This is a genomic window from Candidatus Spongiihabitans sp., from assembly GCF_965237845.1.
Classification (GTDB): domain Bacteria; phylum Pseudomonadota; class Gammaproteobacteria; order Arenicellales; family Poriferihabitantaceae; genus Spongiihabitans.
This window is the reverse complement of record NZ_OZ250154.1, coordinates 442,873-459,053: the sequence shown is the minus strand read 5'-3', so window position 1 is coordinate 459,053 and position 16,181 is coordinate 442,873. Positions and strand designations below refer to the sequence as shown.

The 16,181-nt window shown below is 48.4% G+C and carries 15 protein-coding genes and 1 pseudogene; 11 read left to right on the top strand and 5 right to left on the bottom strand.

Annotated elements, in window-relative coordinates:
- Positions 1 to 119 precede the first annotated feature (119 nt).
- Complete coding sequence (locus ACPXXB_RS02210; RefSeq protein WP_423908788.1) at positions 120 to 1,289, top strand: MFS transporter; 1,170 nt, start codon at positions 120 to 122, stop codon at positions 1,287 to 1,289.
- A gap of 24 nt (positions 1,290 to 1,313) precedes the next feature.
- On the opposite strand, the gene ACPXXB_RS02205 is transcribed toward ACPXXB_RS02210, so the two are convergent.
- From ACPXXB_RS02205 to ACPXXB_RS02195, 3 genes are all read right to left on the bottom strand, one after another.
- Positions 1,314 to 2,465, bottom strand: coding sequence for an iron-containing alcohol dehydrogenase (locus ACPXXB_RS02205; RefSeq protein ID WP_423908787.1), 1,152 nt, complete (start codon positions 2,463 to 2,465; stop codon positions 1,314 to 1,316).
- Positions 2,466 to 2,552: 87 nt separating this feature from the next.
- Positions 2,553 to 3,029 (bottom strand): DNA adenine methylase, encoded by a 477-nt coding sequence (locus ACPXXB_RS02200; protein WP_423908786.1) that lies wholly within the window; start codon positions 3,027 to 3,029, stop codon positions 2,553 to 2,555.
- Positions 3,022 to 3,834, bottom strand: coding sequence for an exodeoxyribonuclease III (locus tag ACPXXB_RS02195; RefSeq protein WP_423908785.1), 813 nt, complete (start codon positions 3,832 to 3,834; stop codon positions 3,022 to 3,024). The genes ACPXXB_RS02200 and ACPXXB_RS02195 overlap by 8 nt, the downstream gene beginning before the upstream one ends.
- A gap of 181 nt (positions 3,835 to 4,015) precedes the next feature.
- Between ACPXXB_RS02195 and ACPXXB_RS02190 the strand changes: the two genes are divergently transcribed.
- Positions 4,016 to 5,461, top strand: a complete 1,446-nt coding sequence (locus ACPXXB_RS02190; protein WP_423908783.1) for a pyridoxal-phosphate dependent enzyme — start codon at positions 4,016 to 4,018, stop codon at positions 5,459 to 5,461.
- A 92-nt stretch (positions 5,462 to 5,553) separates the two neighbouring features.
- A complete protein-coding gene (locus ACPXXB_RS02185; RefSeq protein ID WP_423908782.1) occupies positions 5,554 to 7,329 on the top strand; it encodes an ABCB family ABC transporter ATP-binding protein/permease in 1,776 nt (591 codons plus the stop codon).
- A gap of 102 nt (positions 7,330 to 7,431) precedes the next feature.
- Here ACPXXB_RS02185 and ACPXXB_RS02180 read toward each other — a convergent pair whose 3' ends face one another.
- The gene (locus ACPXXB_RS02180) at positions 7,432 to 7,650 is read right to left on the bottom strand and encodes a hypothetical protein (RefSeq protein WP_423908780.1); all 219 of its coding nucleotides are present in this window, start codon (positions 7,648 to 7,650) and stop codon (positions 7,432 to 7,434) included.
- Between ACPXXB_RS02180 and ACPXXB_RS02175 the strand changes: the two genes are divergently transcribed.
- A complete protein-coding gene (locus ACPXXB_RS02175) occupies positions 7,650 to 8,642 on the top strand; it encodes an NADPH:quinone reductase (RefSeq protein WP_423908779.1) in 993 nt (330 codons plus the stop codon). The two genes, ACPXXB_RS02180 and ACPXXB_RS02175, sit on opposite strands and share 1 nt — an antisense overlap.
- A 28-nt stretch (positions 8,643 to 8,670) precedes the next feature.
- On the opposite strand, the gene ACPXXB_RS02170 is transcribed toward ACPXXB_RS02175, so the two are convergent.
- A complete protein-coding gene (locus ACPXXB_RS02170) occupies positions 8,671 to 9,426 on the bottom strand; it encodes a phytanoyl-CoA dioxygenase family protein (RefSeq protein WP_423908777.1) in 756 nt (251 codons plus the stop codon).
- A 206-nt stretch (positions 9,427 to 9,632) separates the two neighbouring features.
- On the opposite strand from ACPXXB_RS02170, the gene ACPXXB_RS02165 reads away from it, so the two are divergent.
- The 7 genes and pseudogenes from ACPXXB_RS02165 (at position 9,633) to ACPXXB_RS02135 (ending at position 15,536) form a co-directional block, all read left to right on the top strand.
- A complete protein-coding gene (locus ACPXXB_RS02165; protein ID WP_423908775.1) occupies positions 9,633 to 10,670 on the top strand; it encodes a rhodanese-related sulfurtransferase in 1,038 nt (345 codons plus the stop codon).
- Positions 10,671 to 11,084: 414 nt separating this feature from the next.
- A complete protein-coding gene (locus ACPXXB_RS02160; RefSeq protein WP_423908773.1) occupies positions 11,085 to 11,414 on the top strand; it encodes a hypothetical protein in 330 nt (109 codons plus the stop codon).
- A 26-nt stretch (positions 11,415 to 11,440) separates the two neighbouring features.
- Complete coding sequence (locus ACPXXB_RS02155; RefSeq protein WP_423910883.1) at positions 11,441 to 12,736, top strand: multifunctional CCA addition/repair protein; 1,296 nt, start codon at positions 11,441 to 11,443, stop codon at positions 12,734 to 12,736.
- Positions 12,737 to 12,781: 45 nt separating this feature from the next.
- Positions 12,782 to 13,234 carry a VOC family protein gene (locus ACPXXB_RS02150; protein WP_423908771.1) on the top strand — a complete coding sequence of 151 codons (453 nt, stop codon included), beginning with the start codon at positions 12,782 to 12,784 and terminating at the stop codon, positions 13,232 to 13,234.
- 25 nt (positions 13,235 to 13,259) lie between these two features.
- Complete coding sequence (locus tag ACPXXB_RS02145) at positions 13,260 to 13,997, top strand: HAD family hydrolase (protein ID WP_423908769.1); 738 nt, start codon at positions 13,260 to 13,262, stop codon at positions 13,995 to 13,997.
- Between the two features lie 226 nt (positions 13,998 to 14,223).
- Positions 14,224 to 14,661, top strand: a pseudogene (gene msrB, locus ACPXXB_RS02140) (peptide-methionine (R)-S-oxide reductase MsrB); the annotation flags it as partial.
- The gene (locus ACPXXB_RS02135) at positions 14,658 to 15,536 is read left to right on the top strand and encodes a DUF1223 domain-containing protein (protein ID WP_423908767.1); all 879 of its coding nucleotides are present in this window, start codon (positions 14,658 to 14,660) and stop codon (positions 15,534 to 15,536) included. The pseudogene msrB and the gene ACPXXB_RS02135, both read left to right, overlap by 4 nt.
- The last annotated feature ends 645 nt before the right edge of the window (positions 15,537 to 16,181 follow it).

Here is a 16,181-nt window from a genome sequence, read left to right as displayed (position 1 = left end):
CATTATCGCACCCCTGATATTTTTAAGGAACCGGAGCATGAATTTATCACTAAACTTGAACGAACTGTATGCTTGCGCCCTTTATGCCCTTATGGTTTGGGCATGTCCAAAAAAATGAAATGAAAAGGGTGACCCATAGTAGAACCTTCTATCAGTATTTAGGCCTTCACGCGCTGCTAATAGGCATATTTCCTTTCTATATTCCAGTCTATCTGTGGAACCAAGGGTTTCGCGTCGGCGATGTATCGTTGTTTATTTCCCTGGCCGGGTTGGGGTTTTGTTTTGGCCTTTGGATCTGGGACCGGTTGCGGCTGCAAATCAACCTGTCGGGGCTGATCGGAATATCCTTGATACTGGAAATTTTGCTTTTGTTCAATGTCCATATTCTGGAAATGGACCGACCCGTTTTGTTGACTTTAGGGATAACATATGGCGTTTATAATAGTTTCTTCTGGACCACTCAACGCGCTTTGTTCTTTGATTTGATAGACCTTGAATCATCCGGGAAAAAGTACGGAAATTTTCAGATATTCGTCGGCGTGTCGTTGCAAGCGGGGATATTAGTAGGTGGATTTCTGCTGGAGAAAACAAACTTTATTTACCTGTTATGGGTATCGGCGGTTATCGCGCTGATTGGTTTTTTTGTCGTTACCCGCACCAAGCCGCGCTATCCAAAAACACTTTCTCTGCACAAAAGCCTGAAACTGCAAGAGGTCTTTAATTTTAAGGATCAAGAAAACTCAAAGCTGATTTTTGTTGTGGACGGTTTCTTTTTGTTCGCGGAAAGTTTCTTTTGGTTGATTACCCTGTTTCTTTTGGCCCATGAAAGTTTTAGCGAACTGGGAGTAATGGTGTTGTCCCTGGCGGTAATATTTGGCGTTTTGTTCTACTTGCTAAAAAATGTCATAGACCGATTAGGGCGCAAGCGGGTATATACGTTAGCGGTCGGATTGTATGTGTTGTCCTGGGTGCTGCGCGCAGTCGCCCACGACCAGCTTTCGCTGGAGCTTTTATATCTGTTTTTGGTGTTGATTACCTTTTGCACTTCATTTTTTCGGCTGGCCATGAATAAACGATTTTATGACTTGGCCAAGCTCACTCTATCCCACGATTATCTGGTTTTGAAAAGCTATTATTCTCAAATCAGCATCGCGCTGGTCTTCGGCGTATTTGGTTTTGCCACCTATCAATCGCAGGGAAGTGAAAAGTTGCTTACGCCGATTTACTGGGTGGCTGCCGTATTTACACTGACCTATTTTCTGTATGGCCGGCGGCGCGCCAATACCTGAAACAGCGCCATCCTATAAGCGGGTTTATAATCTGCCGTGTACTGCGTTAGCGGCAATTTTGGCGTAAGTGTCGGCATTGTGGTCAATCGGATTGGTGGCCGCCGAGGGATCTGCCACAGCCATTTCCCCGATCTCATCGAGTCGGTTGTCATCGATACCGATATCCTGTAGTGTATTCGGGATGTTGATGCTTTCCCGTAACTCAAGCACCCAATCAAGAAAAGGCTCAAAACCAGATCCAATGTCGAGGTAACGACCAAGCCGGGTGATCGGCTGCTTGATGACATCCCGGTTTGCGATCAACACATATGGCATTAACACCGCATTCAAGGTTCCATGATGAGCATCATAGCGCGCGCCGAGCGGATGGGCCAGAGCGTGCATCGCACCCAGCCCTTTCTGGAACGCGGTGGCGCCCATGGAAGAGGCCGCCAGCATTTGAGTTCGCGCGGCGATATTGCTGCCGTTTGCAACTGCGATGGGCAAGTATTCCTTTACCAGTCGGATGCCTTCGATGGCAATGCCTTCTGCCATGGGGTGAAAAAGCGGCGAGCAAAACGCTTCCAGGCTGTGGGATAACGCATCCATTCCGGTTGCCGCAGTGAGTTGCGCGGGCAGCCCAATGGTGAGTTCGGGATCAAGGATAACGCAGTCCGGGGACATGCGCGGATGAAAAATGATGACTTTCCGATGTTGCTGTTGATTGACAATAACAGCGGCACGGCCCACCTCAGAGCCGGTGCCCGCAGTGGTGGGGACGGCAATGATAGGCGGGATTTTACTGGCCTCGGCACGCAGCCAGTTATCGCCGATATCCTCTAAATCCCACATCGAGCATTGCTGCTCTGCGGCAACGGCGATTGCCTTGCCCGCATCAATGCCACTGCCGCCGCCGAAGGCGATAACACCGTCGTGTTTCCCTTTTTTATAAACCGCAATGCCACGCTCCACATTTGCTCCGGTTGGATTGGGCTTGATATCACTAAACACCTGAATACCCAATCCAGCTGCTGTACAAATATCAACCACATTCCGCACCATTGGCAACGCCGCTACTCCCGGATCAGTCACCAATAGCGGCGCGGTTATTTTGTGTAACGCACAGACCTCGGCGATTTCCGCGATACGGCCAACGCCGACACGCATAGCGGTAGGATAGTGCCAGTTTGCATTCATATTGATTGATAATGCCTTGCATCATCGGCGGCAAAAAGCATAGCGAGAAACGAGCGGCGCTTTTTGCCGCCCGAGTGCATGTGATTGTTACGCATATGTTGTTTGAGCCTCCAGCAACATTAACTGCTCTGGTTTTTTGGGTTGTTTGTATTCATCAATTGGTATATCGTAATTAGTTATAATAGCTTCTACCATAGGATTACGATTTTTCTCGCTACCGCCAACGTGATAAAAGTGCTCTCGCGTTAAGATATCAAATTCTTCCCACAAGGAATCAATATACTCATTTTTCCTATAGTCATTATGATGCCAAGTAGACAGAATAAATTTGCTTGGACTATTTGACAGAACCCGATATAGCGTTTTTTCATGCTCACTATCCCAGCCATTGTAATAATCTACATGTCTATCAATATAAGGAGGGTCACAGTAAATAATATCCCCTGGATTTCCACTGGTAATCGTTTCTTCAAATGACTGACACTTAAACGAAAATTCCTTTGCTTGAAGCAAGCGATAAATATGGGAGACTTGGTTTACAATTTTAGTAACATTATTAGTCAACAGACAACGATAAAGGGCAATGATCGGAACCCATTTGCTCATGCAAGTATTCGACCTTTTTTATGCGCTGCAAATGCGCTTTGTCCATCAGAAAATAATCGATGCGCCAGCCGACATTGCGTTCCCGGCCCTTGCTGATCATATGCCACCACGAATAAACGTCGGTGACGCCGGGGTTGCGCTCCCGCCATACATCAACCCAACGGTCCGCAACCAACCTATCCATCCAGGCTCTTTCCTTGGGATGGAATCCAATTTTTCCATCGTTCTGTTTGGGGCGCGCAATATCAATTTCGGTGTGCGCCACATTCATATCGCCGCCAACCAGCACGATGCTACCTTGCGCGCGCAATACGTTCATATAGTCGTGAACCCGATCATAAAATTCGAGCTTTTCGGCCCAGGCCTGTTCGCTTTTGCCGCCATTGGGGAAGTAAATGGATAACAGCTCCCATTGCTGCCGCTCTCCCTTTTGTTGTTCAAGCGTAAAACTCAAGTGAGAAAGCCGGCCTTCATCCGCATTGGGCGCATTCGGAATTCGGGTCTTGAACTTGGCGTTATCGAGTTTTTTAAATACCGACTCCTTGACCCAAAGCGCGCTGCCCGCATAACCCTTTTTCTCGGCGCTGCTGTAGTGTTGCCGGTAATCATCATTTTCAGTTAAAAACGCGCTGAACTGATCAGCGCATCCCTTGATTTCCTGCATCATCAGGACCTCAGGTTTTTGCTCGGCCACCAAATTTTGAATCTCGCCTTTTCGCTCTACGGCACGAATGCCATTCACATTCCAGGTAATAATTTTCATGGGTGCATTTTACAAGATGAGAAGGTTTTCGGATACAGTAGCGACACAGCAGAAAAAATCTATCAATCGAGGCACTTGCGCCCGAACCAAAATAATCTATCTACCGAGGTGGGAAAATTGTTATTATCAATCACCGACCGCAAAACCGGGGCGCTCATACATTTTGGCAAATAATTCTGGCATGGCTACTATGGTTTTTGATTCCGTCATTGAAGCGATTGGCAACACGCCAATAGTACGTCTCAATAAAATCGCCGAGGGCGTTAATGCAAATTTATTCGCCAAGTTAGAGTTTACCAATCCAGGTGGCTCTATAAAGGACCGCATCGGTTGGTGGATGATTGAAGACGCAGAGAAGCGCGGCGCCTTAAGACCAGGCGGAACCATTATTGAAGGCACCAGTGGCAACACTGGCGTAGGGCTGGCAATTGCTGCGGCAATCAAGGGTTACAAATGCGTGTTTATCTTGCCGGACAAGATGTCTGATGAAAAAATCAAGAATCTTCGAGCCTTTGGCGCCAGAGTCATCGTTACGCCGACTGCCGTTGAACCCGATGATCCGCGAAGTTATTACTCGGTGTCACGCCGAATGGCACAGGAAATACCGAACTCGTTGTATATCGATCAATACAATAACCTTTCCAACCGCGAATACCACTATTTAAATACCGGGCCGGAAATACTCAGGCAGATGCCGGATATTGATGTGTTTATATGCGGGATTGGCACTGGGGGGACGGTTACCGGGATTGGAAAATTCCTTAAGGAAAACAAACCAGCCGTGGAAATTGTTGCGGTCGATCCAATCGGGTCGATTGTTTACGATACGTTTAAATTTGGCGCGCCAAAAACCTTGGCGGAGGGTTATTTAATCGAGGGCATCGGTGAGGATTTCATCCCAGGCAACTACGATTTTGACCAAATTGATGACATGATTCAGGTTGAGGACAAAGAGTCGTTCTTAATGACCAGGGCGTTGTTAAGAAGCGAAGGCATTTACGCCGGCGTGTCTTCAGGTTGCGCCCTGGTCGGCGCTAAAAAATGGATCGCCCAACAAAATGGCGGGCAAAATGCCCAACAAAATAATGGGCAAGGCGATCGCTTGGCCGGTAAAAATGTATTAATCATTTTCCCGGATAGCGGAAATCGGTATATGTCCAAGGTGTACGACGACGACTGGATGCGCGAGGTTGGTTTTCTGGAATCTAAAATGGGCATTGTTGCCGATATGATGGAACAATTGGGCACGCGACAGGCTGCTATCGGGCAGGCTATTATCATGGCCCACCAAGCTGACAAGATATCTGCGGTCATCGCCAGGCTGAGTGAAGCCGGGGTAAGTCAAATGCCGGTGCTTGATGAAAATGGATGGATTAAAGGAATCATTCGCGAAAATGCCATCTTGAAAGCGATTTTTAACCAGCAGGCCAGCGTCGACGACAGCATCGATAATCTGGTGGATACGTCGGTTGAATTCGTTGCGCCAAATGATTCCATTGACCACGTTTCCAAATTGGTGACCGAAGGAAAAGTGCCGCTGATTACCAATCCGGATGACGGCGATAGCCTGCTCGGAATAATCACCGATATCGATCTGCTCAATTACCTGGGTTCAAAAGACAAATAATCAACCGATAAAAATCCAGCAAGCCCTGAACGCGTCGCCGGTCATGCCATAGCCGCAGAAAGTAGCGCGCACAGGAAAAATGCCAAGGTAATATGTCTCCAAGACTCTTAATCGCAACCGATCAAAAAGGCGACTGGCGAGTCGCCAGGCGATTGTTGCCATACCTTTGGAAGTATCGGTACAGGATTGGCGTCGCCCTGATGTTTTTGGTGCTCGCCCGAGTTGCCAATGTGTCGGTCCCCCTTGTACTCAAAAACATTGTCGATCATTTTACAGAGGGCGGCAATTTGGTTCTGATTGTGCCTATGGCATTGCTGATCGCTTACGGCGTCTTGCGGTTTAGCGCCATCCTGTTCAACGAGATGCGTAATGTGGCGTTTTCCAGAGCCGGGGTGGCGATTATTCACCATATTTCCATGGTCGTGTTCAAGCACCTGCACAACCTTTCTTTAGGCTTTCATCTGGATCGTAAAACCGGCGGATTGTCTCGTGACATGGAGCGCGGCAATATGGCGGTCACCAATTTTCTAAGAATTATCGTCTTTAATATTATCCCTGTTGCAATCGAAATTGCACTGGTGTTGTATATTCTTTGGCTGCAACTGAATATCCGCTTCGTGCTTATTACGGTATTGATGATTGTTATTTATTGCGTATTCACTTTCATGATAACCCGATGGCGAACTCGATTTCGGGTGCAAATGAACGACTCGGATTCTTCGGCGAATACTCGGGTGCTGGACTCGTTGTTGAATTACGAGACAGTCAAAGTTTTCGGCAATGAGCGGCTGGAAATGGAACGCTATGGCGACTCCCTTAACGGCTGGGTTAGCGCATCGCTGAAGAATAATTTATCGCTTTCCTACCTGAATGCGGGGCAGGGTTTTATCATTGCCGTCGGGTTGGCTGTGCTGATGATTCTGGCCGCCAATGGCGTGGTTGATAAAACGCTAAGCCTGGGTGATTTTGTCATGATCAACGCATTTTTAATCCAGCTCTATATTCCCCTGAACTTTCTCGGCTCGGTATATCGAGACTTGAATCACTCGCTGGTGGACATGGAAAAAATGTTTGATCTGATGGATGAGCGCCCTAAAATTGTTGAGCGCGATAATGCGTCAGTATTGAAATTTAAAAAAGGGCAAATCAGGTTTGAAAATATAAATTTCGCTTATCAGGCCGACAACCCGATCCTTAAAAATATTAATTTTGAAGTCGCCGGCGGCGGAATGCTTGCTCTGGTTGGCCCATCCGGCTCGGGAAAATCAACGCTGGCGCGGTTATTGCTTCGATTTTACGATCCGGATTCCGGCGCCATTTATATCGACGACCAGGATATCAAATCGCTCACTCTTGAAAGTCTTCGTCAAATAATGGGGGTTGTTCCCCAAGACACTGTTTTGTTCAATGAGACCGTTGGCTACAATATTGCCTATGGCCGACCTGGTGTGAGTGACCCGGAAATCGTCGAAGCTGCAAAGATTGCTCAAATCCACGACTTCATCAGCCAACACCCGCAGGGATACGATATTCTGGTTGGTGAACGCGGGTTGAAATTATCCGGCGGCGAGAAGCAACGGGTGGCAATCGCGCGAGTTGCAGTCAAAGGGGCGCGAATTCTGATATTCGATGAAGCCACTTCTTCCCTGGACAGCCGTTCAGAAAAAGCAATACAACAGGCATTGGAAAATGTTTCCATCAACAATACCACTCTGATAGTCGCCCATCGCTTATCCACGGTGATCAATGCCGATGAGATAATCGTTTTGGATAAAGGGGAAATCGTGGAACGCGGCACCCACCAGTCGCTGGTTGCGGGTGGCCGGTTGTATTCTCAAATGTGGGCGCTTCAGCAACAGCATGGCTAGACCTAGGCGGATACCGCGAACCAGTGCCAGCATCTTCGCCATATATAACCAAACAGGGATTTGAAAATCTGTTGCGCGTCGGACTACAATCAATTTCAGCTACTAGAATGACCAGAAAAGAACAACACCGCTCATGCCGTTGCGGTTATTCGGACAATGTAGGGGCGCATCAGAGACCAGGCATGCCTGGTCTCTGATGCCGATAGACCAATCAAACCCTTGCGGCATCAGCCGCACCATCTTAAAATCCACCGAGTGGTAGAAATGGGCGGTGGATATGAAGCCGCCATAACACTGAGACAAGAACAGGAAATTAAGCAATGCATATGCAAGCAGTATGGTATGAACGACAGGGTGCAGCCAACCAAGTATTAAAATTCGGTGATCGGGAGCTGCCCGTGGTCGGGGATGGCGATGTTTTGGTGCGCTTGCATTCGTCAGCGGTAAACCCTTCTGATATTAAAAAGCGTTCTGGCGGTCAGGCAGTGGAATTCCCGGCCGGTTTCATTATTCCGCATAGCGACGGCGCCGGCGTGATTGAAGCGGTCGGCGGCGGCGTCTCGGAAAATCGGCTCGGGCAACGAGTTTGGATTTACCGCGCCCAATTTGAACGCCATATGGGAACCGCAGCCGAGTATGTTGCGGTGCCATCAATAACCGCGCCGGCCTTGCCGGACAACACCGGGTTTGATATTGGCGCATGCCTGGGCATCCCGCTGATGACCGCCCACCGAGCGGTATTCATTCAGGGCGATGTTTGCAGGCTGAACATATTGGTCACTGGCGCTTCGGGTCGAGTAGGCTACTATGCCGCACAACTGGCCAAGGCTGCTGGCGCCAGAGTCATCGCTACCGCAGGCAGTGATGCACGCTGCCAGGTGGCTAGGCAAACCGGCGCCGATGAAGTATTGAACTATCGCTCGGATGATTTGGTCAGCGCCATCGCCGAGTTCACGGACGGCCAGGGGGTCGATCGAATTGTCGAAGTAGAGTTCGGCGTTAACGCCGCAACCAGCGCAGCGGTGCTGAAAAATGGCGGGATAATTTCGACCTACTCATCGTCTCTGGCGCCGCAACCCACCATCCCTTTTTATCCGATGATGTTCAAGAATATTTCGGTTAACCTGATTTTGGTTTACAACATGCCGGAAACCGCAAAACAGCAGGCGATACTGGATATCAATCGCGCCCTTGCCAAGAATCAATTGCGCCATAGAATTGCACAATCCTGGTCGTTGGAACAAACCGTTAAAGCCCATGAGTCTATCGAACAGGGTGGTAAGGACGGTTGCGTCGTTATTGATATACCATAAAAATAACCAATAAATGAACCGGGCGACGTTAGCACGGAATATCGGGGTAGCGGGCTGACCGAGTGCCGACCAGGGGCTGGTTGTTACAATCGTGGTAAGTGAAAACCACCGAAGTTTTTACCTGCGCGGTATTATTTTTTCCTGCCGTGTGGAAAGTGCCACTGTGAAAAAACAACACGTCGCCCTGGGATAATTCAGCCGCTACGGCACTATCAATAAGTGTCCGGTTTTCAGGTAAGTCCTGTCTTAAAAAGAACGCCGCATCGAATCGACCACGGTCAAGCGCCTGCAAATGGGATCCAGGAATTAGTTTCAGGCCGCCGTTATCGGCATATTCCGTGCCAAGAGCCAACCACACGCTGATCAGGTCCGGCCGATCAAACAACCAAAAACGTATATCCTGATGCCACAGAGTTGCACTGCCAAACCCGGGGTATTTAGTCATTATACAATTGTGATGATTTTGAGAGACCGCGATATCCTTTGTAAATAACAGTTGTTTTACCCGGCTTGTAATCGCCTTGGTTGTTGCCCACTTTCTAAAAACTGAGCCGCGAGTATAGGCATGCAACAAGCGCCGCGGTGTATCCCCACCCGGCGAGAGTCGATTAGAAGGTGCGCCCGGATATTTCACATCGGTTTCGAATTCAACCGCGGCCAGGGGTGGATTGATAGAACGCTGCACCACCTTCAGCATCGCCTGGCAAACGCCTGAAGAAGCGAGTTTACGGTCGATGACAAAACCTTGACTGCTGAATTGATCGCATTGCCTTTGACTAAACATGCTTTTGACTAAACCTGCTTTTGATTAAACCTGCTTTTGATTAAACATTATCGCAAACTGATCTTGCTCCATAAAATGACCTGTCTGGTGCGGTATCCTAACCCATGATACAACCGCGCCAAAGGCAAATACCCTAAACAATAAACAGCGCTTTTGCATCGAATCACCTCAGAGTTAAATGTTTGTTAATTAAATCAAAAATAGCCATGTATAATCCACATTTTTCTGCTAGGTCATCAACTTGGCCATCAAGCAAGATGCCGTTTCAGATCGCCATGCAAACCAATCGACCAAAATTTGTTGCCCAAAAATTTGTTGTTTGCGCGCTGTATAAATTTACCGCGCTGGATCATTTCGCCTCCTTGCGAATCCCGGTTCAAACTAAACTGCAAGAATATAAAATTCGCGGCACTATCCTGTTGGCCAAAGAAGGCATCAACGGCGCCATCGCCGGAACCCGACCCAATATTGAAAGGTTTTTAAGCTGGCTCAATCAGCAACCGGCAATGCGTGAACTCGAAGTCAAGCACTCTGTTGCCGAGCAGCTGCCATTTAAACGCGCTCGGGTTAAACTGAAAAAGGAAATCGTAACCATGGGAGTGGCTGATATCGATCCGCGCGAATCAGTCGGCGCCTACGTGGAACCGAAAGACTGGAATAATATGTTGGATGATGCCGATGTGCTGGTTGTGGATACGCGCAATGAGTACGAAATAAAAGTTGGGCGATTTGTCGGGCGATTTGCTCATGCCACAAACCCACAGACCACTAATTTCCGCGAATTTCCAGCATTTGCAGCGCAGCATTTGAATCCCGCGAAGCACAAAAAAATCGCCATGTACTGTACCGGCGGGATTCGTTGCGAAAAATCCACGGCGTTTCTAAAGCAGCAGGGTTTCGATCAGGTGTACCACTTGAAAGGGGGTATATTGAAATATTTAGAGCAGATTCCGCAGAGCCAGTCAAAATGGCAGGGGGAGTGTTTTGTTTTCGATGACCGGGTAACCGTGGACCACCAGTTACGCAAGGGCAGCTATGATCAGTGCCATGCCTGCCGCCTGCCGATCACCGACCAGGATAAACAAAGCGAAAAATATCAAGCCGGCGTGAGTTGCCCGGCCTGCTTCGAGCGCAGCACCAAGGCAGACAAAGCGCGTTATGCCGAACGGGAAAAACAGGTAAAGTTAGCGCAATCTCGTGGCCAGGATCACATCGGCCCCGAAAAATTTAATTTCCTTTTTTAATGGTCATGCTCGTAATGTCAATGTTACTATTATTGTAAGCAAAGCGGTCAGCATTCAGAAATGGGTTGCCCGCTTTTTTTGAAGATGCGGAGCTGAAGTTCCACAAAATCTACATAGGATAAACATGAATAACTATTGCTGGTTCTATAAAGGCTTGCTACTGCTACTGTTCACAGGGCGGTCCGCGTGTAGTACTGCGGATCAGCCGAAGACCATTGATGCAGTTGCGGTATCCGATTATTCTAAAAGAATACTGAATCATCCCTTGTACGATAGTACGGACAAGTTTTCCTTCACTACAGCAGTCGTGAGATACAAGGCAAATGCGTTCGGACAAAATAAATTCGCTTGTTTTCGCGCACCCGTATTTCTCCATTGAAAGGAAGAGATACAGCCATAACAGAGGGTAAGACAATGAATGCGACTAAGTTTATTAAAAGAATTTACGAATCGATAAGCATTGGCACAGTAATACGGAAGCCCAAAAAGGATTCTGTTGTTCTCGATATCAAAGAAAACGGCAACATTTACTACCGTATCGGCGTGAGTAATAAAAAATTTGTGACGAAAAATGAATTATCTCAAACATACGAAATCCTAAGAAAAGGGCATCTGTCTAACGCACATCTTTACGAGATAGTCACGTCTTCCAAACCTTGCAATGCAACTACTATAAAGTGGCTCCTCGAGCATTCCGGCCTCGCTAAAGAAACCGCTGATGGCACATTCGCCAAACGGTGGTAGGACTAATGACTGATCCGGCGCAAAATTTGGAAGCCTATTTGGTGGGTGGTGCGGTACGCGATCAAATTATGGGTTTTGAGAGCAAAGATCGTGATTGGGTGGTTGTCGGGGCCACTGCGAAGAAAATGCTGAAATTAGGTTTCAAACAGGTTGGCAAGAATTTCCCGGTGTTTCTGCATCCATCAACCCGGGAGGAATATGCGCTGGCGCGGGCTGAACGCAAAACCTCAAAAGGCTATCATGGTTTTGAATTCGACAGTCATTGTCAAATTACGCTGCAGCAAGATCTGCAACGCCGCGACCTGACAATGAATGCCATGGCGATGGACTGCCAGGGCAATCTAATCGATCCCTTCAGCGGTCAGCGGGATATAAAAGAAAAGCTAATCCGTCACGTATCCGCCGCCTTCAAGGAAGATCCGGTAAGAGTATTGCGGGTTGCCAGATTTGCGGCGCGCTATGCCGGCAAAGGCTACCGTGTCGCCGCAGATACTCAGGAGATGATGGTGGACATGGTCGATAATGGCGAAGTGGATGCGCTGGTTGCAGAGCGGGTGTGGCAGGAAATGCACGCCAGTTTCCAGGAAAAACATTGCGCCGTATTCTTCAGGGAACTCAGAAACTGCGGTGCGCTGGAAAAAATACTACCGGAGATCGATGCGTTATTCGGGGTGCCGCAAACCGAGAAATATCACCCGGAAATCGACACCGGAATACATATTTTGATGTGCCTGGACGCGGCTGACCAACTAACCGACAATCCGATGAATTTATTCGCTGTTCTGCTCCACGATCTTGGAAAAGCATTGACGCCGATATCAGAATTGCCCAGCCACAGAGGGCACGAAAAACGAGGTTTGAAACCGATTAAGCAGCTTTGCGAGCGCTTGAATGTGCCGAGTCAATACCGATCATTCGCGTTGAAAGTCTGTGAATTCCACTTGCATTGCCATCGGATTGGGCAATTAAAGGCGACTACGGTTATGCGGCTGCTGGAAAAATTAGACGGGTTCAGAAAGCCGGAATTGATTGGCGGATTTGCACTGTGCTGCCTGGCCGACAAACGGGGACGCTGCGGCCACGAACAAGAAAACCACGATCAAGTGAATTTGTTATTGGAATATCACCGCGCCGCATTGGCGGTTGATGGTGGCAAGGTTGCCAACCAGGTCAGGCAGCAGGCCAGTGCTGGCAATAACATGGGCTCAAAAATCACCGGTGCAAAAATCAAGGCGGCGATTCGAAAACAACGTATTGAGACGATCGCTCAGGTGATCGCTAAAGGCAAATTGCAGACCGCGTTTTGCCCCTGTTTGTCTTGAATTCTCTTTGCCTTCCCTCGAAATTTATATTGATATTCCACAACCATGAATAATTTAGAATCGCGCAATTTCGAATTGCTCAGCGGCGAACAAGTCGGCCATCTCCTTGAGGATTTCGGTGTCAATTTACTAGTGTCAAATGTCCACAATACCGTGGCATTTCTTACCGCAGTATTGGATTTCACCGCTTTGCGGTCATCCGCAGACTATGCGTTACTTAAACATCAGGATCGACTCTATCAACTGCATGGCGATCAAACCTATTCGACCCACCCACTTTTGTCCATTTTGCCTGAATCGGGATTGCGTGGAGCAGGGGTGGAGTTGAGATTGTTCCAGATTGATCCCGATGCAGCACAGCAGAAAGCGATAGCAGGGGGATACACGGTATTGCAGTCAACCGCGGACAAACCCCACGGCTTGCGCGAATGTTTTCTGCTTGATCCGGATGGTTATTGTTGGGTACCGTCAATCAAAATCCAGCCCAGCACAATTTGAATCACGACAAAATTTAAATCAGGCAATGACGGAAATATCCAAGACCATCGATCACACGATCAAAGGCATCCTGTTTGACAAGGACGGCACACTGCTGGATTTCAATGGCAGTTGGCTGGCGCCCTATCTTCAGGTCACGGAATTTATCGCACAAAGTATGGGGCGACCCGAACTCAAGGAATCGTTGATGACTGATGGCGGGTTCATTCCAGAAACTAAAAGTTGGGTCAGCGATTCGCTATTGACATCGGCAAGCAATCAGCAAATCCTGGAATTTTGGTCTCAGCAAATCGGGCAGCCCATCGTCGGTGAAAATTTGAATCATATCAAACGGATATTTTCCCACGCTTCAAACCACTATGTACCCGCAATAGAGGATCTGCACGGTTTTCTCAACGGCCTGAAAGAGCGCGGTATTCGGTTGGGATTGGCGACCATGGATGACGAAAAAAATGCTTGCGGCATGTTAACAAAACTGCGATTAACCGGCCTGTTTGACTTTGTTTGCGGCGCCGATAGCGGGTACGGCGTGAAGCCTGAGCCCGGAATGGTGTATGCCTTTTGTGAATCCTGCGGCCTTTGCCCCAAGCAGATGATTATGGTGGGAGACAGCCCCAAGGATTTGAATATGGGTAAAAATGCAGGCACCGCCTATTCTATTGGTGTGCTGACCGGGGCGCATGATCGAGCCGGGTTGGAGGCGCATGGCGATTATGTATTTGAAAATATATCCGGTCTGAATCAGCTTTTTAGTACTGGTTGAACTCTACAATCCTATGGTTGTCATATAAGCTCCAAAACAGCAGGCAAATAACGTGAAAATTGCAATTCCTCTAGTGGGTATAATTGTGCTTGCGGGCATTGGGTTTGGCGTAATGCTGAAAAGCAACCCGGAACAACAATTAAAATCGGTAACAATCACCAGCAATCAAAAAATGTCAGATTCTACTGCAGCCATAAAAACTGAAGCCGCAAAAACCGGGGCCGTGTACACAAAACCCTCAATGGAGCAGATTAAAGCCCGGTTGACCGACATACAATTCCAGGTTACTCAGAAAGATGCGACGGAGAGGCCTTTCAGCAACCTGTACAATGATGAAAAACGGCAAGGAATCTACGTTGACATTGTCAGCGGCGAACCTTTGTTTTCTTCCACGGACAAATTTGATTCGGCAAGCGGATGGCCGAGTTTTTCCCAGCCGCTTGAGTCAGGCAATATTGTGGAAAAAACCGACTACAAATTACTTTTTCCAAGGACCGAGATAAGAAGTTACAACGCGGACTCTCATTTAGGCCACCTTTTCAAAGATGGGCCGACGCCGACCGGGTTACGCTATTGCATGAATTCCGCCGCCATGCGATTTGTTCCAAAGGCAGAACTGGCCGAGGCTGGATATGAACAATATGTTGGATTATTTCAGCAATGAAATTTATTCGACAGTTGATTCCACAACAGGATTTTTTCACGAAGGGCGCGATCTTTTTCGGGCTTGTGCTGGGAGCCAGCGTTGCACAGGTTGCCCCAGTTAGTTTTGGGGCAGCGGATGACGAACAAGCAAAACCACTGTCCCAACTATCAGTGACCAGTCGCGCTACCATTAGCCCGGTCATCGAGCTGTATACTTCCGAAGGTTGCAGCAGTTGCCCCAATGCCGATAACTTCATGACTGAATTGGGCGGTATTATTGATCGGGCGATTGATCAGGAATTTCATGCCGTGCCGTTGGCATTTCATGTGGATTACTGGAATCGGTTAGGTTGGATTGATCCATATTCAAAACCGGAGTTTACTGCGCGGCAAAGGGAAATTGGGAATATCAACAATCAACGCTCGATATACACCCCGGAATTTGTGGTAGCTGGCAAAGAATCACGCGGCGGCACCGATGTAGTCGAACGAATAAAACAGAGCAACCGCCAAATGGCTGCTGTGGATATCAATTTAAATTTAAAAGCGGCAGATACCGATAAACTAGAGGCTGACTTCACTATTGACAATAGGATTACAGGCGCCGCCGGGTCCGACGCGCTGGCGTATGTGGCTATCTATGAAAATGATATTGTCCGGGAAATTGGTGGTGGTGAAAACAAAGGACGCACCCTAACGCATAATTATGTTGTCAGACATTGGAGCAGCCCCATGCGGTTGTCTCAAGGCATAACCAATAAAACGGCATCCCTGAAAATTGGCGGCGATTGGGTGCGTGAAAATCTGGGGTTCGCTGTGGTTGTGGTTAATCGTGAAAATGGCGAAACCCTTCAAGCGCTAAATACGTCACTGGATACGCTTTTCCCGATATAGGAAAGGTCGTTAATGCGGTCTGGCGGGCTCGGACACAAATCAGTCACGGGACCGGAAGCGGGACTTTAGTCCCGCCATGTGCAATGGTTTGGCGAGGCTGAAGCCTCACTTCCGCTCGGACACAAATGAGTCACGGGATCGGAAGTGGGACTTTAGTCCCGCCATCTGCAATGGCTTGGCGAGGCTGAAGCCTCACTTCCGCTCGGACGAGTGAAAACCTGAGTATTGAATCTAATCCCGTCTTAAGAAGGTCGTTAATGCGGTCTGGCGGGCTCGGACACAAATCAGTCACGGGATCGGAAGTGGGACTTTAGTCCCGCCATCTGCAATGGCTTGGCGAGGCTGAAGCCTCACTTCCGCTCGGACGAGTGAAAACCTGAGCATTGAATCTAATCCCGTCTCAAGAAGGTCGTTAATGCGGTCTGGCTGGCTCGGACACAAATGAGTCACGGGATCGGAAGTGGGACTTTAGTCCCGCCATGTGCAATGGCTTGGCGAGGCTGAAGCCTCACTTCCGCTCGGACGAGTGAAAACCTGAGCATTGAATCTAATCCCGTCTTAAGAAGGTCGTTAATGCGGTCTGGCGGGCTCGGACACAAATCAGTCACGGGATCGGAAGTGGGACTTTAGTCCCGCCATCTGCAA